This is a genomic window from Geosporobacter ferrireducens (assembly GCF_001750685.1).
GTDB lineage: Bacteria > Bacillota > Clostridia > Peptostreptococcales > Thermotaleaceae > Geosporobacter > Geosporobacter ferrireducens.
The window spans coordinates 1,363,653-1,385,585 of sequence record NZ_CP017269.1 but is presented as its reverse complement, the minus strand read 5'-3'; the positions used below and the strand labels follow the sequence as shown (position 1 = coordinate 1,385,585).

Sequence of the window (21,933 nt, the reverse complement as noted above, 5' to 3'; positions counted from 1 at the left end):
CTATTACTTCTTCATATATTCTGCTAAAAAAATACGCCGATATTTTTCGTAACCATTTTCAACATTTACAACGCCACAGTCATGGATACACCAAGGACTATTTTGCTTTGGAACCGCCACTTCATATCCGGCTCTTTCAAACTCCATACTTTGTGAGGTATCATAAAAGTGCCAACCGTCAAAGAGATCTTCTCTCCATGGAACATCATATTGGGTGATCATCATCAGACCATCGATTGCTTTTACTTTCTCGTATTCATTTTCTACCTGATTAAAACGCAATAGTGTCATTTTTCCGGTATGACTATCAAAAACTTGCCCGTATCGATGGGAAGACTCCCACCATATACCGCTGGAGGGGATCGTTTTGGCTCCGGCCATACCCATCAATCCAATATCAGGGTATTTTTCAAAAATCATTAGAAAATCCTTTATAAGGTTCCTGTTAAGAATGAACACATCCTGGTGCAAATAGACTTTATATTTGGCATTAGAATCCCTGATGGCCCTGTTATATCCCATTGTCATGCTTTTGGCGTTCTTGATGCACAGGATTTCTACATGATAACCCTGGGGGATATTGAGCTGTCTTATGTGGGCAAGTGCTTTTTCATAAACTTTTTCGTCATTCACAACTGTAATAAAGCAAATCTTTTGAGGATCTGCAGCAGGCTGTGATTCTTTTACCATAGGAGAACCTGTTTTTTCTGTGGTTATAGATGTCTGCCAAGATATAGAATCCTCTATAGGATAAAGAAAATTTGGATCTGTATAGACTGGAGACCAAGGGTCAAATCCCCACTTATCTATAAATTTCTTTCGATTAACTGAAAGAATGTCTCCGAATTCTTGTCGGTTTTTACTGAAGGATGCACTGCCAAAATGATGGATAAATGCATCCTTACACAACATCAAACGATAGCCGGCTTTTCGAATCCGGTAACAGTAATCATCATCCTCAAAATTTCCTGGAGAAAACTGCTCATCCAGGAGGCCGATTTTTTCAACCACCTCTCTCTTTATCAGCAGGCAAAACCCGATTAGCCTCGATCTTTCTTCCCAGAGGGCACTGTTAGAGATGTTGTTTTTTTGGGCAAAGGGTACGATCTCTGCGATGGTTTTGTAAGGAATGGGTATGGTCTGGTAATTGGAGCAGGAATTTGTCACGGCACCTACGGCTCCGATATCCTCCGCGCTATAGAGGCAAGTAGACAGATTAGAAAGCCAATTGGGCGTAACAATGACATCGTTATTTAATAATAGTATACTATCGCCCTGTGCAATCTTTATCCCCTGGTTGCAGCCTTTGGGAAAGCCAAGATTTTCATTGTTGAATACTGCCCGGATATCCTTTTGCTCCTTGAGCCATTCTACCGTACCGTCAGTGGAGTGGTTGTCGACTACAATGATCTCATAAGTTCCTTCGTCCGTATACTTCCGAATGCTGTCGATGCAGAGTTTTGTATAGGACAATTGGTTAAAAGTTAATAATACAATACTGGTTTTCATAGATTATCATTCCTCATTTTATATTGGCGAAGGGTCATCCATCCCTTGTCCTGGTCAGACAATAAAACCGTTGAAATCCTATCTAAAGGCCAATGAATATTGAGATCCTTATCATTCCAAAGAATACCCCATTGATCTTCCGGATGATAGTATTCGGTACATTTATATAGAAACTCTGCCTCATTAGAGAGAACTAAGAAGCCATGTGCAAAGCCTTCCGGGATATAGAGCTGTTTTTTATTTTGGTCACTCAGGATACAGCCAAACCATTGACCAAAGGTTTCAGAATCCTTTCTTAGATCTACGGCTACATCAAAGACTTCGCCTTTTAGCACTCTTACCAGTTTGCCCTGCGGGTATTGCTGCTGGAAATGGAGACCTCTAAGAACGCCTTTTTTTGATTTGGATTGATTATCTTGTACAAAGTCTCTATGAAGTCCCTTTTCTTCAAAATCCCTGAAATTGTAGGCTTCCATAAAATAACCTCTCTCATCTTCAAATGTCCGCGGCTCAATGATATATAATCCGGCTATAGCGGTGTCTGTAAACTGAAATTTATGCATAGCTGCCTCCTTGAAGCGCTTTTACCCATCCTTGATTTTCAAAATACCATTGTATGGTTTTAATGATGCCTTCTTCAAAATTTGTCTCAGGTTCCCAACCCAGTTCATACCTGATCTTACTGGGATCAATAGCATATCTTCTGTCATGGCCTTTTCGGTCAGCCACATAGGTGATAAGGTCTTCTGTCACAGAAGGGTCGATATTTTTGTGAATGTAGTCAATAATGGTTTTGACAATATCCCGATTGGTTTTCTCATTGTTTCCGCCAATATTATAAATTTCCCCCTGTTTTCCCTTTTGAATGACTGCTTCAATGGCTTTGCAATGATCTTCTACATAGAGCCAGTCCCGGATATTGAGCCCATCTCCATAAATAGGTAAAGTTTTTTTGCGGAAACAGCGGTCGATCACCAGCGGGATTAGTTTTTCCGGAAACTGGTAAGGGCCGTAGTTATTCGAACACCGTGTAATGTTGATAGGCATTTTATAGGTGTCATAATAGGCCTTGACCAGCAGATCTCCTGAGGCTTTGCTGGAGGAATAAGGACTGTGAGGGTCCAGGGGAGAATCCTCCCTAAAGTAACCGGTATCGCCTAAGGAGCCATAGACTTCATCGGTGGATATTTGGATAAACCTTTTGCCCGTTTGGAAACCTTCCAAGGTTTCCCAGGATGTCTTAGCATGATTTAAAAGATTGACTGTGCCCAGGACATTGGTTTGGACAAAAACCATGGGATTTTCAATACTTCTGTCCACATGGGATTCTGCTGCAAAGTTCACTACGTAATCAATCTCGTTTTCATTAAATATTTTCGATAAGAATAGGGGATCGCATATATCTCCCTGTTCAAATTTGTAATTGGGATGATGCTCTACTTCTTTCAAGTTTTGAAGATTGCCTGCATAGGTTAGTTTATCGATATTGATGATTGTAATGTCTTCATGGGTTTTCAATAAATATTTTATAAAATTGGAGCCGATAAAGCCAGCACCGCCTGTAACTAGATAAGTTTTCATAAAAACCTCCTGTCAGCTTATATGTTCAATAAAATCTTTCAATGCTTCTTTCCAATCTCTCATTTTATCGCCGATCGTACATCTCAGCATTAAATTATCCAAAGTAGAGTAGTGGGGCCTGGAGGCCGTACTGATATATTCCTTTGAGGAGACCGGATAGACGCTGCAATGGATTTGTGCGTATTCTAAAATAGTTTTTGCAAATTCATACCAGCTGCATTGACCGTTACCTGTACAGTGATAGATGCCGTATTCATCGGTAACAGCCAACTGCAAGAGATGATAGGCTAAATCTGTGGCATTGGTAGGTGTGCCGGTTTGGTCGGAGACAACCTGAAGCGCCTCTTTTTCTCTGGATGCTTTAAGAATTGTTTTTACAAAGTTTTTTCCGTCCATTCCATAGAGCCAACTGGTTCTTACAATAAAATAGCGCGAACAAAGCTGCTGTACATATTCTTCACTCAGATATTTTGTCTTTCCGTAAATATTTATGGGGTGAGGAATGTCAAATTCACTGTAAGGCATCGAACTTTCTCCATCAAAAACATAATCTGTAGATAAATGAATAAGCTTTGCCTGTATTTCTTCACAGGCAACGGCTAAATTTCTAGGGCCTAGGGCGTTTACCTTGAAGGCGAGATCGATATTGGATTCGCACTGGTCCACCTGGGTATAGGCTGCTGTATTGATAACTACGTCCGGTTGAACCTTTTTTATTTTTTTTTGGACGTCTTTTAAATTTGTAATGTCCAATGTATTTTTATCTGTGTAGATCATTTGTGCATCTCTATACATTTCGTGAATTTGTCCTAAGGAACATTGTTTGTTTCTAAAAATTCTTTGAAGCTCGCTTCCCAGCTGTCCACTTCCACCTGTAATCAATATTCTCATGGGAATTTCACCTGCTTATCTTATAATCTATGCTTAATATTTCATCCAAGTTCATGTCTTTAGCCAATAGGTTGGTATTTAGCAGGGATTGAAAAGTACCGGCATCAGACCACCATCCTTCTAAAATATCGTAGGTGAGGGAACCATCCTTTACATACCAATTGTTTACATCGGTTATTTCAAGCTCTCCACGGTTAGAGGGTTTTAGTGTTTTGATGATATGAAAAACCTGGTGGTCATACATGTAAATGCCTGTAACGCAATAATTACTTTTAGGGTTTTGCGGTTTTTCTTCTATTCCTATGATTTTCTGGTCTCTAAGTTCTACTACGCCATATCTTTTCGGATCTTCAACTTTTTTAATGAGGATTTTGCCTCCTTTATCCTGTGCTTCAAAATCCTTTACGAAAGGGGCAATGTTATCTTGAAACACATTATCTCCCAGCATGACTACACACTTGTCTTCATTAACAAATTCTCCACATAAGCCAAGTGCCTGTGCGATTCCACCCGGTTGGTCCTGTATTTTAAAAGTAAAATTTAGCCCGTATTCATGGCCACTGCCCAATAAATTTACCACAGATCCCATATGCTCTTTCCCGGAGACGATCATGATATCTTCTATCCCTGCCTGCTTCATTCTAGCGATCAAATAAAAAATCATAGGATATTTTCCTACTGGCAGCAAATGCTTATTGGTTACCTTCGTTAACGGATAAAGTCTTGATCCTGTCCCGCCTGCCAAAATAATACCCTTCATAGTTTTCTCTCCTTCTATAGTGATTTTAAAATAATTCTCTAATACAGTATATTTCTGACTTGAGATTTGGACACACTTTCATTCAGTTCACATAGAATGTACTGGGATTAAGTAGACAACTACTGTCCTTAATATGAGAACCGGGAGGAGGAGAAATATGCCCAATAATATAGTATTTAATCATGTGGCAAGGGAACTGAAAACACAGATATACGGTGAAGATAACGGAGCTGTGCGGCCGATAGCAGTGGATGCAGACGGTAGGGTACTGATAGTAGGAGAACTATCAACCATAGCCTATGTAGGAATCATAGATACGGTAAATTATGTGGCCAGCGTAGATACAGTCAATGAGGTAGGAAACGTATCATCAGTAGATACTGTGGACTATGTAGCCAGTGTAGATACGGTCAATGAAGTAGGGAATGTGTCATCGGTAGACACCGTGGACTATGTAGCCAGCGTAGATACGGTCAACGAAGTAGGGAATGTGTCATCGGTAGACACCGTGGACTATGTAGCCAGTGTAGATACGGTCAACGAAGTAGGGAACGTGTCATCGGTAGACACCGTGGACTATGTAGCCAGTGTAGATACGGTCAATGAAGTAGGGAATGTGTCATCGGTAGACACCGTGGACTATGTAGCCAGCGTAGATACGGTCAACGAAGTAGGGAATGTGTCATCGGTAGACACCGTGGACTATGTAGCCAGTGTAGATACGGTCAACGAAGTAGGGAACGTGTCATCGGTAGACACTGTGGACTATGTGGCCAGTGTAGATACGGTCAACGAAGTAGGAAACGTATCATCGGTAGATACCATAGATTATTTAGCCAGTGTTGGAACTATTGCCCATATTACAGATACGGTGGATGTAAAAATTGTAAGCAATGACTTTATTGAAGATATTGCCACCGTGTCGCTTGCTGCGGGAGCTGTTGATACAGTGCTTACTACAAATACATCGGAAAAGAATATGTATTCTTTCTACGTACGGAACATGTCGGATACGGTCACAATCGATGCACAAGTTCAAATCGCGCCGATTGATGATGATGATTACTATACCAATGATGCAGCCAGTGTAATTGGTCTTGTGGCAGGTGGTATGGATGTACTGGTTCCCCAGAAATATCTTAAGTATACAAGATTAGTTTTAGCCAATAATTCTACGGATGCAGGCTCTGTAGTAGCTGTTTTTCAAGGACACAACTAAGTTATATGCAGCTATCGGATTGGTTCCGATAGCTACATACCTGAAGGGGGGATCGATTTGTCACTAAGTTTATGTGTGATTACGAAAAATGAAGAAAAAAACCTTTCAAGATGTATCGAGAGTGCTAAGAACATTGTTGATGAAATAATTATTGTGGATACAGGATCAACAGACCGTACAGTGGAAATTGCAGAAAGCTATGGAGCCAGGATATTTTATTATCCGTGGAATGACAATTTTAGCGATGCAAAAAACTTTGCATTTTGTCAGGCAAAGGGTTCTTGGATTTTGACAATGGACGCAGATGAAGCGTTGAGCAGTGTGGATAAATATAAAATCCTTCCATTATTAGATAATGAAGATATCGATATCTATCTGTTCCATACCTTAAGTTATATGGGAAGCAGTCCAGGGGTAGATACTGCCAGCAATTTAAATATCCGGCTGATGAGAAACCATAAAGGGTATCAATATAAGGGAGCTATTCATGAACAGATTTGTAATGTGAATCAGCAGCTGATCGATAAGCGTAAAGTAAAAATAGAAGATATCATTGTGTATCATTACGGATATTTAGATAAGGCGGTTGCAGAAAAAAATAAGGCCGGCAGAAATATGAAGATATTGGAGAGGCTTTTAAGGGAAGATCCTGAAGATAACTTTCATCTGTTTAATATGGGAAATGAGTATTTGAGACTGAGGGAGTTTGAAAAAGCTTTGGAATATTATAGAAGGGCCTATAGGAAATTTATGCCTGGACTTGCCCATAGTCCAAAGCTGCTGCTTAAGCTGGTAATGACTTTAGAAGCACTGCAAATGTATGAGGAAGAACTGGAAGTATTAGAGCGTGGATTATCCTGTTATCCCAAATTCGTAGATTTGGAATATCTAAGGGCTTGTTTATTCCATAAACAAAAAAAGTATACCCTGGCGATTAAAGGATTCAAAAGGTGTTTAACCATGGAAGCATCTCCTTTGCACCTGCGAAATATTAATGAGGTGGAGGGTTATAGGTCTTATTACGCCCTGGGAGAAATTCATTCAGAGCTGGGAGACCACGAAGAAGCTTATGATTACTACCTACAGGCAATCAAGGCCAAACCTAATTTTTACATGCCACTTTACCGCATTGCAGAGAATCTGTTGAAAAGAGGAAGAAACATGGATGAAACAAAGGCGGCACTGGAGAAATTCTTTGGAAAAAATCTGAATGCAGGGGCTTATGGAAAGCTTGGAGATATATTCTTCAGCATAGGAAGGTATGATAGTGCTTATGAATATTTCTTAAGCGCATACGAACAAATGGAACCAAATCCCAACATATATTATAACTTAGGGATGTGTCAATTATACTTGAAGCATTATCAAGAAGCCTATCAATGGTTTGAAAAAATAGAAGGGGGAAGATGCTGTGAAGATGCTGTTTATAGAATGGCTCTTTGCGAAATCCTTTCGAATCATATAGAGAATGCCGAGAGATTCATACAGCTTACCCCGGATCATGCGTATAATAAGAGAAGCCTTGTATATAAAGCCTTTAAAAACTTAGCTGTTGGTAATCCCTGTGGTATGCTTAGTGATGACAAGGAGGAGTCGAACGCCTATGTGCCTATTATTTTTACGCTGTTAAATGACCTGTTGAAGATCTCAGCACCGGAGATTTTTGAGAAATCACTGCAGCTGCTAAATCTTATTGAAAATGATGAGGTTTTATTAAAACTTGCAAAGCTGTACTATTGTCACGGATATTACCGGCTGGCCTATCAGGAATTTGTACGATCGATTCAATTGTTTAATAAGATAGACCGGGAAGGATTAAGATTGATGGAAAATATCATGGATTTATCCACCGGATTCACAATATAAATAAACCACCGTATGATATATAAAAAGTAGAAGTGAGAGGGTGTATATGCTAGAGGTAATTGAGAAAATGCCTGTAAAAGATACTACCATTAATAGTGCTATGGCATATGAAAATTATGGGGATTATTATGCACTGTTTGTTGGGAAATATATGGGTCACTCGATCTATAGAAGCTTATTGCAATTCGACCTGCCGGTTATATCAAGCCAAGGAATTATTGAAAAGGTGGAACTTCTTTTATATATTACGCGAAATGATAAAGCTGCTTTCCAAAAAGATTTTGAGATCTATAGAATTACAGAAAAATTTGATGAAAACAGGATAAACTACGCCAGCAAACCGGCTTTTGATAAAGAACTGTATAAAACATTTACGATAAAAGACGAAATAAATACCTATATAAAAATAGACATAACAAAACTGTTTAGTGACTGGTATTGTGGGAAGTATCCCAATCATGGATTATTAATTAAAGCTGTAGATGAGGATAGGAGGGGATTAGTAGGTTTTTACAGTAAAGATACCCAAGGAGGTATATTTGCACCAAAGCTACAAATATATTTGGACTGTCATTTGGATAAAGATCCAATAAGCACGATGCAAATTGCAGAAAAAAATAAACGAACGACTGAAGAATACTACAAGCTGGGAAACCATTCTTTTGAAAATGGCGATTATGCTGCAGCTTTTGAGAATTACAAAAAAGCTTTAGCAGATCATCATCCGAATGCTGCTTATACGCCGAAATTATATTTTAGAACGGTCTTGGCTTTAGAGAAAATGGGGAGATATGATGAGGCTTTGGAAATTATAACACAAGGGTTGAAGCTTTATCCCGATTTTACAGACTTGGTTTTTATTCAAGGAAGCTTGTTGTGTAAGCAAGGGAAAACGACTTTAGCTATAAAATTACTGCATCAGTGTATGAAAATGGGAGAAGCGCCGCTGCATATGAACTGTATGGCAGGAGTGGAAAGTTATAGAGCCCTTCATCTCCTATCCCAGATTTATTATGAACTTGACGACTATGAGGAAGCATATCATTATTGTCTGAAGGCTCTTCATACAAATCCAAGATATATGGAACCCCTTTATACAATGGTTAAGATACTATCCGGCAAACAACGGGATATCGGAGATATAAAAGCAAAGATAGAGTCATTTTTAGGAACAAACCTAGATGGAAGAGATTATATGATTCTTGGGGATATATTTTTTACTGAAGAAAAATATACAGTTGCATATGCGTATTTTTCAAAGGCGGAAGTCTTTATAAAGAACCATGAAAAAATTCTTTACGGTAAAGGAATGTGCCAACTCTGTCTAAAACAATATAATGAGGCATATAAATACTTTGAGGAGATAAGAGATGGGGAAATTTATGAGGAGGCTGTGTACAGGAGGGCTTTATGCAAAATACTGAGCGGCCAAATGGATCAAGCTGTACAGGCATTAGGTGTTCTTAGAAATCCTGAAAATAACCATAAAAGAATGGTCTATTATGTATTGAAGGATCTTTTGGATGAAAAAACTGTAATGCCAATTGCTGATGATAAAAAAGAATCGGAGGAATTTTTGGAGATCGTTTTTACTTTGCTGGATATCCTTATCCAAGCTGCATCTCCGGAAGTATTTGAAAAATCTCTGCAGCTTTTGAACCTGATTGAGCATGATGAAGTTCTGCTAAGGCTTGCTAAGCTTTATTACAAACACAGATTTTACAACATGGCTTACCAGGAGTTTCTAAGGTCAATCAAAATCTTCGATAAAATAGATTTGGAAGGGTTAGCTATGATGAAAAGGGCTTTGGAGAAAATAAAATAGGCACAAAGGTGCCTTTTTTAATGAAATAAATCTATCCTTCCTGTGCCTGATACCATATTTTTAACCTGGAGGTCTCCCCCGGATTTACATTCCTTGCTGCAATTCTAAGATATTTGGAAAAAGTATACGGAATGGCATAAATCTGGTCATGAGGAGCGATTATTCTAGGCGTAGAGCTATCGTTCATAAAATCAGTTAAATTTGCACTTACCTGTAATAATATTTCCACGGGAGTATTTCCAAGATTTTCAATATGATAAGTAATGGTTTTTGTCAAAGCGGTGTCCATTACAGATGAAAAGGTATAGAGCTCATCGGTGCTTATTTCTTCCGTCTGCGATACAAAACGGGTTGAAATTACCTGTGTTTCACATTTAGGTGTATAGGTTATTTCTATAGAGGGTGCTAAAATTGAATTTGTGACGGTTGTAATTTGCTTTGCTGTTTTGTTTTGTGTTTCGGTGTTCTTTATAATCAATCCATAATTGGGAATTTCATGATTATACCACATGGAGACGGGTTTTGTGATATTAAAAGTATAGAAGCCTTCCCGGTTTAAATACCGTGGTTCGCCTGTAAACATTGGATAGAAAGCGGGCTGATTCTTCCAGTTTACTGTATCAACCGACCAGTCTTCCTGCAATGCAAAGGGTGTAAATAAGCTTGATGTGCGGCAGTTTGTAAATTGTACATATATTTTGAGAATCGATTTTAAAATCATACAATTGCTCGGGATCATTGAAATAGGGAATTTTAAAAGTACGCGATATATTTGCCTGGAATCCTTTCTTCCCATATACATGCTTTTAAGCATGCCAAATACTTTAGAGGGTTCAGCCAGACTGATTTGAGCTGCCTCTGCCTGCGGATTTATTATAACTGTACCCATTTATTTTCCCCCCTTCCTCTACATTATAATATTGCGTTTCTCTACTTATGCCACACTAATTGTTCTATAAACTATAGCAAAAGTTATTTTATATATTATAGAAGATGCTTATAAAAAATTGAACATAATGGGAAGCATGTACGTAGTATGTAATGTAAGCATACTAGAAAAAGACGAGTAATCGAAACGGAAAGGTGTGGAATAATGAACAATGTTTTTTGCACTATTTTAAGTAAACTCAGGGTGTATCAGGGACTGGTTTTATACAGATCATTGGATTATAATACCGATGAATTTAAGTTATATATATTGTGTGCCGATGAGGAGTCTTATTCCGCTTGCAGCAAAATGAACCTTACGAAGGCTGTATTGGTAAGAGCTGAATATCTAGGCAATGAACAGTTATTATTTAAAAGATTTGAAAGAGAATTAAATGAATTTTGCTGGACCTTGAAGCCATTTCTTATTGAGTATGTGATGAATCAATGTCAGCCAATTGAGTATGTAACCTATGTTGATTCAGACATATGTTTCTTTAATAATCCTAAGCGGATCTATAGAGAGCATATGGGCCAGGATGTTTTATTATCAGAGCATGATTATTCATTAAACTATAGGGGGGTAGAGCAATCGTGCGGTAAGTACAACTCAGGATTTATCGTATTTAAGAATGCGGAAAATGCGAGGTATGCTTTAAAATGGTGGCAGGACAGATGTATGGAATGGTGTTTTGACAGGGTGGAGGAAGGGAAATTTGGAGACCAGAAATATCTTGAGTTCATGCCCGGTTTCTTTAGAAATGTCGGTTCAATTATTACACCCGGTGTAAATATAGGACCGTGGAATGATGTAAAATATCATTTCTTGTATCAAGATGGAAAGATTTTTGCGAATAAAGATAAGCTTATTTGTTATCACTTCTCAGGATTTAGGGTTATAAATAAAAATAAAATTGCATTGGTAGGCGGCAGTAGAAAGATACACAACATATTGCATTTGCCTTATATAGATGTGTTAAAAAATGTATTTCATGATATTGAGAAGGTTGCACCTGAATTTAATGGTTTTGTGTTTCATGACAAGTTGCTTCCGATGGCGATTTATCATGAGATATAACTATTGGGGAGGAATAACTGTGAATAGATTTTATTTCACTACGGTTGTATCAAGCGAGTATCTTTACAAGATGCTTGTCATGCACCAAACGCTAAGACACCACTGTACCGATTTTACTCTTTTTATCCTGTGTGCGGATGATGAAATCTACAGGATTCTTCAAGAGTTAAAACTGCCTGATACAAAGCTATTGAGCGTGCAAGATGTAGAAAATGATGCTATTCGGAAGGCGAAAGCGGACCGTTCTTATCTTGAGTTTTGCTGGACATTAAAACCGGTAACCCTTAACCATGTGATGAAGCATTATCAGGATGCAGACTATTACGCACACCTAGATGGGGACCTTTGTTTTTTTACGGAGCCGGACCACATATTCAATGAAGCGCCGGAAGCATCCTTATATCTTGTGGAGCATAGGTATTCTTCAAGATTTCAAAATTACGAAAACCAGCATGGAAGATTTAATACGGGATTTGTCGGCTGCAGAAATACCGAAATAGCTAAAAAGGCTGTTCAATGGTGGGAAGAAAGGTGTTTGGAAAGATGTCCGGAAAAACCGGATGTTATGCATAAAGTCTACGGGGATCAAAGGTATGTTGAACGGTGGCCGGAACTGTTTGAAGATGTGCATAGCATAAACGGCAAAGGTGTAAATGCGGCAGCGTGGAATATCGAAAAATATCGGGTTTCCCGTGGAAATAAACAGGTTTATGTAGATCAGGACCAGCTGGTATTTTATCACTTTTCAGGGTTCAAGATTCTGGAAGAAAATGAATTTAATTTATCCTGGTTTTATCCTATAAAAGAGGATGCAGTAAATATAATCTATTTACCTTATATGCATTTAATAAAAGAAAACATAAAAAAGATTCGCAGGATATATCCGGCCTTTCAAAGAGGACTTCATGAAAGGAATCCGGCATTCATAGTCCACAGATATAAACTCTAACAGTATCAATATTGATTGTGATTTCTAGTTTTTGAATTTTTTTAAAAGAAAAAAATAGATAGGAGAACTAGCTGTTTTAAAACCTTAAATGATTGAAAAGATCACTTCAAGCAATACCTCACAAATAGATCGTCGGAGTCATATAATTTAATAGAGATAAAAAAGGGGGAAACCACATGCATGATACGGGAATATTCAACGAACTGATTATCACAATCATACGCGGATTACTTATTCCACTGGTACCGGTTGTAACATCCTATCTAATAGCACTGATAAAGAAGATGACAGAGGATATTAACAACCAACTCAACAACGTGGATTTTCTAAAATATGCAGATATAGCAGAAAATATCATAAATACAGCAGTTATAGCAGTTTATCAGACTTATATTAATAATATTCTTAAACAGAAGATTGCGCTCACGGATGATGAAATGAAGATTGCTTTTAATATGATAAAAGAAAAATCTGTAAAAATTATAAGTGATATAACAATAAGTGAACTGGAGAAAAAATATACGAACCTGGATAAGTGGCTTGAGAATAAGATTATCTGCTGCGCCAATCAAGAAAAGGTTGATCGTATTAAGTTAGCAGATAAAATTGGAATGGAGGTGATGCTATGAGGATCATTATTGATTCCGGCCATGGTGGAAAAGACCCCGGAGCTTCAGGCTTTGGCATGCAAGAAAAAGATTTGAATTTAATCTATGCAAGGCTTCTGGCAGTAAAGCTTGAAAATTACAATATGGATGTAGATACATCTCTCCTTAACGATAATTACTATTCACCTGAAGAGTTGACAAATAGAATAAAAAAATCTGGTGCAACCCTATGCATATCTTGTCATAATAATGCATTTAACGGTACTGCAAGAGGCTTTGAAGTAATTCATAGCATACACACAGAGGGAACAGTGGCAAAATTGATTTTGGAGGAAACCCGAAAAACAGATTTTCCTGTAAGGCGGGTATTTAGCAGAGCCAGCACGTCTCCCTCACGAGCCGGTGAGGATTACTATTATATCATTAGAGATACTTATCCGGAAGTAGAAACGATTATTGTTGAATTTGGCTTTATGGATAATCGTGAAGATTTTAAGCTGCTTACCAACCCTGTGTGGCAGGATAAACTTACTGCTGCAGTAGCTGCTGGTGTAAATAAATACATTTACTCTGATATCAATGGCAAAACCAAAATACAGGGAAATTCCATTCTTCATCCCAATCAGCTGAAGGCAGCTTTAAGAGCAGTTAATGGCGGTGCCAATACTGGAGTTGTGGACATTTATTATGATATTGCCCCAATCTATGAAATAAAAGCTGATCTGGCATTTCTGCAATCGATCCATGAAACGAACTGGCTCAGATTTACAGGTGTGGTTAAGCCTGAACAAAATAATTTTGCAGGTCTTGGTGCTACGGGACCGAACAACACGGGTCTGTGGTTTTCAACTGTAGAAGCCGGAGTGGAAGCACATATACAACACTTATACGCCTATGCTGCAACGGCGTCAATTCCGGTAGGGCGCACACTGTATGACAAGAGGTTTCACCTCGTGCAGAGAGGAAGTGCACCCACTTGGGAGGACCTGAACGGAAGATGGGCAGTTCCAGGCACTGGATACGGAGAAAGGATTGTGGAATTGCAGAAAATAGTATTGGAAAAGTATCCCATAGAAGTGTCAGACCTTCCAGAAATTCCGCCTTCCACCCATTGGGCAAAAATATGTCATGATGAATTGAGAGACGCGGGACTCCTTTTAAACGACCATACCGACACACTAGATCAACCTGCAACAAAAGGTGTTGTGTTTTGTCTGGTTAATAATTTAAGGAAGGAGTTAATGAATGATGAATAACTTGCTGTATATGATCTCCACCAGTGTAATCATCGGATGCATTTTAGTACTGTTTTACTACTGTATGAAACTGTTGTCAGCGGTAATTAACAGAGGAAAATCTACAAGGGAGCATAAAAAAATTGATGAAACCATGTCTAAATTAGATAATACTATCCTGCTAAGTGTTATGACCGTTAACAAATCAATGGTTGATAGACTTAAAGAATCACAGTCATTTTTCCAGCAAGAGAAAGAAGAAGCATTTCATGAAGCAAAAGATCGAATCATGAATATCATCAATGAAGAGGAAATTCAATGCCTCAATACGTATATCGGCAATATAGATGAATGGATCAATAATAGGATTGAGTATTACGTTAAAATTTTAAAGAAATAACAAATGCGCATAATTATTAATTCTACACAAAGGCCTAAGTCTATTGGTGGGAGCTTTCCTTGAGCCCACCATGTTTAATTTATGGAAAAATTGTGGAAAAAATTTCAAAAAACCTATTGAAATATTCTGAAAATGGAGTTACACTTATTTTATAAACACGCGTTCACAATAAAAACCAGAGGTGTTGCCATGAATGCTTCAGATATTGCAAAAATTGCTGGTGTATCAAGAAGTACTGTATCCAGAGTCATAAATAATTATGGGAATGTTACTGAAGAGACAAGACAGAGGGTATTAGAGATTATAAAGGAATACAACTATGTTCCACATGCATCGGCACAAATGCTGGCAGGAAAGAAAAACCGGATCATCGGACTATTTATCATTGATACAAAGGACGACAACTATGCCAACAAAATGTGCACGAGTTCATATTTCTCTCCCTTTACAAGTGCAGTCATTGATGCAGCCAATAAACAGCGATACAATGTACTAAGTGCAATCGTAAATGAACAACAGGATTTTAATAATGTAAAGGAATTATTCTTTAATAAAACCATATCGGCCGGTATCTTTATTGGGGGAAAGAATAATGAACCGGCCATTGCTGAAATCATAGAAAGCGGCTACAATGTTGCAGTGATCGAGCAAGAAGTATCAAGCGAACAGGAACCTTTTAGCAAATGTATCGTGGTAAACAACGATAGCTTTGGAGGTGCCTATGAAGCCACAAAATATCTAATTCAGCTAGGGCACGGCACGATTGCACACATAACGGGAGATTTAGATCAATTCACTGCAATTTCCAGGCTGGAAGGATACAAAAAAGCCCTGTTGGATGGAGGCGTACCTGTAAAAAGCAATTTGATCATAAAGGGCAATTATACGGAAGAAAGCGGTTATAGGGCTGCAAAGAAACTTTTATTAAAGGAAACGCCCACAGCTATGTTTGTTGCCAATGACAGCATGTGTCTTGGTGCGATTCGTGCGATTGAGGAATTAAGGCTTAAAATACCAGAAGACATATCTCTAATTGGATTTGATGATATTGAAGTAGCCAGGTATCTGCAGCCGGCACTTACAACCGTTAGAATACCACTGCTGAACATGGCCTTTATGGCTACCAATAATTTAATCAAAGCAAACGAAGAAGAAATGAACTTTTTTGCAAATTATAAAATACCTGTTGAATTAGTTGTTAGAGATTCCTGTCGAAAGATAAGATAATAATTTTTTTATTGTTGAATGAACGCGCGTTTACAAAGCATGTACAACAGCTATACAATTTTACAACATCAAACTGAAGGTATAGTGTGATAGAATCAATCATTTAAAAGGGGGAACCAAAAATGAAAAAAATGCATTTAAGGAAAGCGCTTGCTTTAGTTATGTGCGCAATTTTCATGGTATCACTATTTACGGGATGCACCAGCCAGACACCTGAACCGGCGGCTGGCAATCCACAACAGGAAAGTCCGCAAAGTGAAGTTGCTCCGGCAGAAAAAAAGCCGGAAGATTTCACTGGAGAGCTTACATTCTGGCATTTCAATAAAGATGAGGGTCCCAAACTGGCAGAAGCATTTATGACAAGGTATCCAAACGTAAAAGTAAATGTACAAATTACTTCTGATACGGATCTTGCCTATCAGAATAAAGTAACTTCAGCTATTCGGGCAGGATCAGGCATGCCCGATGTGCTGGCAGCTGAAAATGCATTTGTAAAAAGGTTTGTCAATTTACCGGGAGGATTTGAAAATATTTCTGCAGCACCTTATCATGCAGAGGAATTTGTAAGTGCCAATATTCCATACACTGTAGATATCGGAAGAGATAACGAGGGAAATATGAAAGCGTTATCATGGCAAGCATGCCCGGGCGGAGTTGGTTATAAAAGGGATATGGCACTGAAGTATTTGGGAACAGATGACCCGGCTGAAATTGCTGCCATGCTTTCGACGCCGGAAAAGATTGTTGAGACGGCAAGAAAACTAAAGGAAGCCAGTAAGGGAAAAGCAAAGTTATTTGTTGGAACCGAAGATTTATACAAAATATATGTTGGCGGAGCACGTACACAGCCTTGGGTGAAGGACAATAAATTAATTATAGACCCCAAAATGCTGGAGTATATTGATATTGCCAAGACAATGAGAAGCGAAGGACTTGAAGGCGGTATAAGACAATGGACACCACCCTGGTCTGCAGCGATCGCCGATGATATCCATATGTGTTACGCCATCCCAACCTGGGGAATTCAGTGGATTGTTGCCGTGAATGATGAGAAAAATGCCCAGGCAGGAAGATGGGCTGTTGCCACACCTATGCCTTACTATGAAGGCGGTACTTGGGCAGGGATCTCACAGCAATCTAAAAATAAGGAATTGGCATGGGAATTTGTCAAGTTTCTTGCCACCGATAAGGACCACTTAAAAGCATGGGCCATTGAAACCGGTGATTTCGTAAACCATGTAGAGGTTATCGATGAATTAAAGAACGATTCCAGTTTTATCAATAAGACAGTAAATCAAAACACCTATGAGGTCTATGGCCCTATGGTGGAAAAGGTCAACGGAAATCTTATTACCCAGTATGATGACCAGATGAGAAAATCCTTCCAGGATATCATGCAGACTTATCTTGCAGGAAAGATTAACAAAGATGAATTTATTCAGCAGTTTAAAGAAAAGGTTAAGTCTGATTTACCGGATTTGATCGTTGAGTAAATATGCATATTGCCTTATTAGCAAGATTGCTAATAAGGCAATTCCATTCATTATCCCAGCAGAAGGGAGGAATAAGTGTGCAGTCAAAAAGCATTCGAAAAGATGCTTATGGATATCTGTTTATTGCACCATTCTTTATTATATTGACAATATTTGTCGTCTATCCCATCATCTATTCTTTTGGAATCAGCTTTACAAAATGGGATGGAAGTATTTTATCCCCGCAGTTTGTTGGCGTTGAGAATTACAAAAGACTATTTGGTGATAAATTCTTCATGAAAAGTGTAAGCAATACATGGATCATGTGGCTCGGCTGTATTATCCCCCAGTTAATTATGGGCCTTGCTTTAGCAGTTGCATTAACGGATAGAAAGATTAAGGGAAAAGCCTTTTTCCGATGGATCTACTATTTGCCAAATCTTGTAACAATGGCATCAGTAGGTGCACTGGTTTTCTTCCTGCTTGACTGGCAGTCGGGATCTATCAACCGATTGCTTATATCTTTAGGATTTATAAAAGAGCCTATCAATTTTCTCCAGGATATATTTGCTTCCAGATTTGCGGTATCCTTCACCTTATGGTGGATGTGGTTCGGCTATAGCATGATTATTTTTATGGCGGGCATCAGGGCTATCCCCGAAGAATACTTCGAAGCAGCAAGGGTGGATGGAGGGAATAGATGGCAGATTTTTTGGCGGATAACCCTTCCCTGTCTTAGACCTATTATATTATACCAGGTAGTAACCTCTTTGATTGGCGGTTTAACCATGTTTGATGTTCCCTATGTACTATCCGGCGGAAATGGTGCTCCACAGAATTCAACCCTAACGATGGTTATGTATTTGTATAATACGACCTTTGCCAATTATAATTTCGGCTATGGGGCAACCATTGGGGTAGGTTTGTTTGTACTTGTGATTATGGTAGTTGCAGTGGCTTACAGGCTCATTAACAGGAAATCACTTTATGAGTAGGGGGTGGATATTATGGCTTTTGATTTGGCAACAAAAAGAGAACTGCCTAGACCATTCAAGACAAATACAAGAAGGAAGAATGCATCAACAATAATACTTTACTTTCTCCTAATTTTATTAGCAATTTTATGTTTCTTGCCTTTTTATATGATGATGATCAATTCGACCCATACCAGCAATGATATTGCTACACAACTAAATATACTTCCCGGAAATGCTTTTACAAATAACTATAGGCGAATGATGGAAAGCGTAAATATGTGGCAGGGATTTAAAAACAGTTTAATTATATCTGTATCCAGCACAGCTTTAGCAGCCTATTTTGGTGCTTTAACAGCGTACGGCTTCTCTAAGTATAAATTTAAAGGAAGTAAAGTTCTATTCGGTATATTGCTTGGGTCCATGATGTTTCCATCACAACTGGGACTCATCGGTTTTTTTAAAGTATGCAGCGAATTAAATTTAATCAATAAACACCTGGCACTCATTATTCCAGCGATAGCCAATGCTAACTTCGCATTCTTCGTAAAACTTTACATTGATGCTGCGGTACCGAATGAGATTGTAGAATCTGCAAGGATTGATGGATGTGGTGAATTTAAAATATTCAATAAAATTGTAATCCCTATTATCACACCTTCTATTGCCACCATGTCGATTTTTACTTTTATCGCATCATGGAACAGTTATTTAGTTCCCCTGGTTGTGTTATACGATGAACAGAAGTATACAGTGCCGATTTTAACTGCTATGGCGAAAGGGGTATACCGGACAGATTTTGGGGCAGTATATGTGGCGATTGCGATGTCCATGGTACCTATCATGATTGTATTTGCTTTCTGTTCCAAATATATTATTGGCGGGTTGACTGCGGGAGCTGTTAAACAGTAAATGCAGCATGTAAACAGGAGACAGGGGATAGAAACAACCGCTGTTTTTTAAACGGTGAACAAGGTCTATGAGGAGAATGTGTATGAGCTTTGGATATTTTGATGACGCGCAGAAAGTTTATGTGATTACAGATCCGCGAACACCTGCCACTTGGATCAATTATATTGGAACCATAGGATTTGGAGGTTTTGTGGATCAAACAGGCGGTGCATTGATTTGCAAAGGGGACCCGGCCTTAAACCGCATCATTAAGTATATTCCCCAGCTGCCAAATGGAGACTTCAAAGGGGAAACACTGTATATCAGAATAAAAGTCCCATCCGGGTATAAGGTTTTTTCACCCTTTTATGTTCCTACATTGGATAACTATGATCGATATGAATGCCGTGTTGGCTTGGGCTATATGAAAATCCTATCAGAATTTTACGGAATTAGGACAGAAGCAGTTATATTTGTACCAATGAATCAATCTTGTGAGATAAGAGATATATGCATAACCAATTTAACCAAAGAGCCCATTGAATTGGACGTGATTCCCGTTGTTGAATATACACATTTTGATGCATTGAAACAGCTAACCAATGCAGATTGGGTTCCACAAACCATGCAGTCAAAGATCGTAGAGGAAGATGCAGGATACAAAATATTAACCCAATATGCTTTTATGAATAAAGAGAGCCGAATCAATTACTTTACATCCAACTACCCTATTTCCTCTTTTGAATCAGATAGAAAAATTTTTCTTGGAAATAGGGGATATGGTATATGGAAGTGTCCGAAAAGTCTATACGAAGATGAATTAAGCAATTATGAGGCACGGAGGGGAGATAATATTGGCGCTTTAATGCATCACATAGGAATTTTAGAAAGTGGAGAGCACAAAGAGATCATTACGCAGCTGGGGCAGGCTGCAAGTCTACGAGAAGTGATGCAGGATATTCAAAGATACAGAGACCCGGCAATCGTAAACAAAGCTTTTATAGGGCTTAAAGAATTCTGGGAGAATTATCTTTCCAAAATCGTTGTGGATACTCCAGATGCAGCGATGAATACAATGCTGAACATGCATAATCCGCGACAGTGTTATATTACGAAAAACTGGTCCAGATATTTATCTCAATACCAACTGGGTTTTGGCGCCCGGGGAATTGGGTTTAGAGATAGTGCCCAGGATGTTATGGGAATTTTAGGTCATGCCCCGGAGGAAGGCAGAGAGCTGATTGAAATGCTTCTCCATGTACAAAACAGAAACGGGTCTGCCATGCATCAGTTTAACCCGGTGACAATGGAAGCCAGCGCAGGGGATTCGAGAGAAATGGAAGACAGACCCAAATACTATAGTGATGACCATTTATGGATTGTTTTAGCAGTCTGCGCCTATATAAAGGAGACTGGAAATACAGCTTTTTTATCCAAGCAGATACCCTTCTATGAAAAAGATAAGGAAGGAAAACCTTTAGAATGGGGGAGTGTACTGGAACATCTAAAAAGAGGAATTGAATTTACGAAAGAGGATTGTGGTGTTCATGGTCTGCCCCTGCTGGGCTTTGCAGATTGGAATGATACGGTGAATCTACCCTATGGTGCAGAGTCTGTGTTTACTGCAAATCTATATGGAACTGCATTAAAGGAAATGGTGGAATTATTAAGATATATAAGGGATGAAGCATTGGCACAGGCCTATGAAGAATGCTATGTATCCATGAAAAAAAATGTAAACCAATATTGCTGGGATGGAAAATGGTACATTCGTTATTTTGATCATCATGGCCAGAAAATTGGCTCTAATGAAAACGAAAAGGGAAAAATCTATGCAAATGCCCAGTCATGGAGTGTGATTTCAGGCTTTGCACCTTATGATAGAGCTGCAGTTGCACTGCAGTCAGTAAATAGAATATTAAACACCCGGAATGGAATTAAATTAAGTGATCCCGGCTATGACGGTTATGACTCTGAAAAGGGTGGAATTACTACATATCCGCCAGGGGCAAAAGAAAACGGAGGAATTTTCCTTCACAGCAACCCCTGGGTTATGATGGCCGAGACCATGTTGGGAAATGGGGATCAAGCCTTTGCCTACTATAATCAAATCAACCCTGTATTGAAAAATGATGTCGTGGAGAGCTACGAATGTGAACCTTACTGCTATCCGCAAAACATTTTAGGCGATGAGCATCCGCAGTTCGGACTGGCAAGGAATAGCTGGCTTTCAGGTACGGCTTCCTGGGTATATCAGGCTTCGGTAAAATATATTCTTGGAGTTCGCCCAAACTATGAAGGGTTAATGATAGACCCCTGTATACCGTCTCAATGGAAGGGCTTTAGGATGAGAAAGCATTTTAGAAACGCAGTTTTTGAGATAGATGTTAAAAATCCGGAGGGAATCTGTAAAGGTATAAAGCAGGTACTTCTGGACGGAAAAGAAATAGAGGGGCAAATAATACCAGTTCTTGAAGATGGAAAGGTGCACAATGTACAAGTGATCATGGGATGATCGGTG

General features: G+C 38.8%; 19 protein-coding genes. 13 read left to right on the top strand and 6 right to left on the bottom strand.

Annotated features, from left to right (window positions below; genetic code table 11):
* Positions 1–3 precede the first annotated feature (3 nt).
* The 5 genes from Gferi_RS28775 to Gferi_RS06910 are packed head-to-tail and all read right to left on the bottom strand — an operon-like array spanning position 4 to position 4,741.
* Positions 4–1,509 carry a glycosyltransferase gene (locus Gferi_RS28775; protein ID WP_069974894.1) on the bottom strand — a complete coding sequence of 502 codons (1,506 nt, stop codon included), beginning with the start codon at positions 1,507–1,509 and terminating at the stop codon, positions 4–6.
* Positions 1,506–2,072, bottom strand: coding sequence for a dTDP-4-dehydrorhamnose 3,5-epimerase (rfbC, locus tag Gferi_RS06925; protein ID WP_069974893.1), 567 nt, complete (start codon positions 2,070–2,072; stop codon positions 1,506–1,508). The genes Gferi_RS28775 and rfbC overlap by 4 nt, the downstream gene beginning before the upstream one ends.
* The gene (gene rfbB, locus Gferi_RS06920; protein ID WP_069974892.1) at positions 2,065–3,090 is read right to left on the bottom strand and encodes a dTDP-glucose 4,6-dehydratase; all 1,026 of its coding nucleotides are present in this window, start codon (positions 3,088–3,090) and stop codon (positions 2,065–2,067) included. Before rfbB ends, rfbC begins: the two co-directional genes overlap by 8 nt.
* Before the next feature lie 12 nt (positions 3,091–3,102).
* Entirely contained in the window at positions 3,103–3,981 is an 879-nt protein-coding gene (gene rfbD, locus Gferi_RS06915) for a dTDP-4-dehydrorhamnose reductase (protein ID WP_069974891.1), read from the bottom strand.
* A gap of 7 nt (positions 3,982–3,988) precedes the next feature.
* Positions 3,989–4,741, bottom strand: a complete 753-nt coding sequence (locus Gferi_RS06910) for a sugar phosphate nucleotidyltransferase (RefSeq protein ID WP_069974890.1) — start codon at positions 4,739–4,741, stop codon at positions 3,989–3,991.
* A gap of 157 nt (positions 4,742–4,898) precedes the next feature.
* Here Gferi_RS06910 and Gferi_RS06905 point away from each other — a divergent pair, with 157 nt between their 5' ends.
* The 3 genes from Gferi_RS06905 to Gferi_RS06895 are packed head-to-tail and all read left to right on the top strand — an operon-like array spanning position 4,899 to position 9,651.
* Positions 4,899–5,960, top strand: coding sequence for a DUF6385 domain-containing protein (locus Gferi_RS06905; protein WP_069974889.1), 1,062 nt, complete (start codon positions 4,899–4,901; stop codon positions 5,958–5,960).
* Between the two features lie 57 nt (positions 5,961–6,017).
* Complete coding sequence (locus tag Gferi_RS06900; protein ID WP_069974888.1) at positions 6,018–7,826, top strand: tetratricopeptide repeat-containing glycosyltransferase family 2 protein; 1,809 nt, start codon at positions 6,018–6,020, stop codon at positions 7,824–7,826.
* A gap of 46 nt (positions 7,827–7,872) precedes the next feature.
* The gene (locus Gferi_RS06895) at positions 7,873–9,651 is read left to right on the top strand and encodes a DNRLRE domain-containing protein (protein ID WP_069974887.1); all 1,779 of its coding nucleotides are present in this window, start codon (positions 7,873–7,875) and stop codon (positions 9,649–9,651) included.
* A gap of 31 nt (positions 9,652–9,682) precedes the next feature.
* On the opposite strand, the gene Gferi_RS06890 is transcribed toward Gferi_RS06895, so the two are convergent.
* Complete coding sequence (locus Gferi_RS06890) at positions 9,683–10,540, bottom strand: DNRLRE domain-containing protein (protein WP_069974886.1); 858 nt, start codon at positions 10,538–10,540, stop codon at positions 9,683–9,685.
* Positions 10,541–10,744: 204 nt separating this feature from the next.
* Between Gferi_RS06890 and Gferi_RS06885 the strand changes: the two genes are divergently transcribed.
* From Gferi_RS06885 to Gferi_RS06840, 10 genes are all read left to right on the top strand, one after another.
* Positions 10,745–11,656: a putative nucleotide-diphospho-sugar transferase gene (locus Gferi_RS06885; RefSeq protein WP_083273417.1), complete on the top strand. Its 912-nt coding sequence runs from the start codon at positions 10,745–10,747 to the stop codon at positions 11,654–11,656.
* A gap of 19 nt (positions 11,657–11,675) precedes the next feature.
* On the top strand, positions 11,676–12,605 hold the full coding sequence (locus Gferi_RS06880; protein ID WP_069974884.1) for a putative nucleotide-diphospho-sugar transferase: 930 nt from the start codon (positions 11,676–11,678) through the stop codon (positions 12,603–12,605).
* 176 nt (positions 12,606–12,781) lie between these two features.
* A complete protein-coding gene (locus Gferi_RS06875; protein ID WP_069974883.1) occupies positions 12,782–13,234 on the top strand; it encodes a hypothetical protein in 453 nt (150 codons plus the stop codon).
* On the top strand, positions 13,231–14,469 hold the full coding sequence (locus Gferi_RS28770) for an N-acetylmuramoyl-L-alanine amidase (protein WP_069974882.1): 1,239 nt from the start codon (positions 13,231–13,233) through the stop codon (positions 14,467–14,469). Before Gferi_RS06875 ends, Gferi_RS28770 begins: the two co-directional genes overlap by 4 nt.
* Entirely contained in the window at positions 14,459–14,848 is a 390-nt protein-coding gene (locus Gferi_RS06865; RefSeq protein ID WP_069974881.1) for a hypothetical protein, read from the top strand. The genes Gferi_RS28770 and Gferi_RS06865 overlap by 11 nt, the downstream gene beginning before the upstream one ends.
* Before the next feature lie 189 nt (positions 14,849–15,037).
* Complete coding sequence (locus Gferi_RS06860) at positions 15,038–16,075, top strand: LacI family DNA-binding transcriptional regulator (RefSeq protein WP_069974880.1); 1,038 nt, start codon at positions 15,038–15,040, stop codon at positions 16,073–16,075.
* 122 nt (positions 16,076–16,197) lie between these two features.
* Positions 16,198–17,568, top strand: a complete 1,371-nt coding sequence (locus Gferi_RS06855; RefSeq protein ID WP_069974879.1) for an ABC transporter substrate-binding protein — start codon at positions 16,198–16,200, stop codon at positions 17,566–17,568.
* 77 nt (positions 17,569–17,645) lie between these two features.
* Entirely contained in the window at positions 17,646–18,542 is an 897-nt protein-coding gene (locus tag Gferi_RS06850; RefSeq protein WP_236932705.1) for a carbohydrate ABC transporter permease, read from the top strand.
* Between the two features lie 12 nt (positions 18,543–18,554).
* Positions 18,555–19,433: a carbohydrate ABC transporter permease gene (locus Gferi_RS06845; RefSeq protein WP_069974878.1), complete on the top strand. Its 879-nt coding sequence runs from the start codon at positions 18,555–18,557 to the stop codon at positions 19,431–19,433.
* Between the two features lie 82 nt (positions 19,434–19,515).
* Entirely contained in the window at positions 19,516–21,927 is a 2,412-nt protein-coding gene (locus Gferi_RS06840; RefSeq protein ID WP_069974877.1) for a GH36-type glycosyl hydrolase domain-containing protein, read from the top strand.
* Positions 21,928–21,933 lie beyond the last annotated feature (6 nt).

Bases quoted from the DNA above. Each gene is read 5' to 3' on its own strand.
- Gferi_RS28775 (WP_069974894.1), bottom strand. From the start codon at position 1,509: ATGAAAACCAGTATTGTATTATTAACTTTTAACCAATTGTCCTATACA.
- rfbC (WP_069974893.1), bottom strand. From the start codon at position 2,072: ATGCATAAATTTCAGTTTACAGACACCGCTATAGCCGGATTATATATC.
- rfbB (WP_069974892.1), bottom strand. From the start codon at position 3,090: ATGAAAACTTATCTAGTTACAGGCGGTGCTGGCTTTATCGGCTCCAAT.
- rfbD (WP_069974891.1), bottom strand. From the start codon at position 3,981: ATGAGAATATTGATTACAGGTGGAAGTGGACAGCTGGGAAGCGAGCTT.
- Gferi_RS06910 (WP_069974890.1), bottom strand. From the start codon at position 4,741: ATGAAGGGTATTATTTTGGCAGGCGGGACAGGATCAAGACTTTATCCG.
- Gferi_RS06905 (WP_069974889.1), top strand. From the start codon at position 4,899: ATGCCCAATAATATAGTATTTAATCATGTGGCAAGGGAACTGAAAACA.
- Gferi_RS06895 (WP_069974887.1), top strand. From the start codon at position 7,873: ATGCTAGAGGTAATTGAGAAAATGCCTGTAAAAGATACTACCATTAAT.
- Gferi_RS06890 (WP_069974886.1), bottom strand. From the start codon at position 10,540: ATGGGTACAGTTATAATAAATCCGCAGGCAGAGGCAGCTCAAATCAGT.
- Gferi_RS06885 (WP_083273417.1), top strand. From the start codon at position 10,745: ATGAACAATGTTTTTTGCACTATTTTAAGTAAACTCAGGGTGTATCAG.
- Gferi_RS06875 (WP_069974883.1), top strand. From the start codon at position 12,782: ATGCATGATACGGGAATATTCAACGAACTGATTATCACAATCATACGC.
- Gferi_RS28770 (WP_069974882.1), top strand. From the start codon at position 13,231: ATGAGGATCATTATTGATTCCGGCCATGGTGGAAAAGACCCCGGAGCT.
- Gferi_RS06865 (WP_069974881.1), top strand. From the start codon at position 14,459: ATGATGAATAACTTGCTGTATATGATCTCCACCAGTGTAATCATCGGA.
- Gferi_RS06860 (WP_069974880.1), top strand. From the start codon at position 15,038: ATGAATGCTTCAGATATTGCAAAAATTGCTGGTGTATCAAGAAGTACT.
- Gferi_RS06855 (WP_069974879.1), top strand. From the start codon at position 16,198: ATGAAAAAAATGCATTTAAGGAAAGCGCTTGCTTTAGTTATGTGCGCA.
- Gferi_RS06845 (WP_069974878.1), top strand. From the start codon at position 18,555: ATGGCTTTTGATTTGGCAACAAAAAGAGAACTGCCTAGACCATTCAAG.
- Gferi_RS06840 (WP_069974877.1), top strand. From the start codon at position 19,516: ATGAGCTTTGGATATTTTGATGACGCGCAGAAAGTTTATGTGATTACA.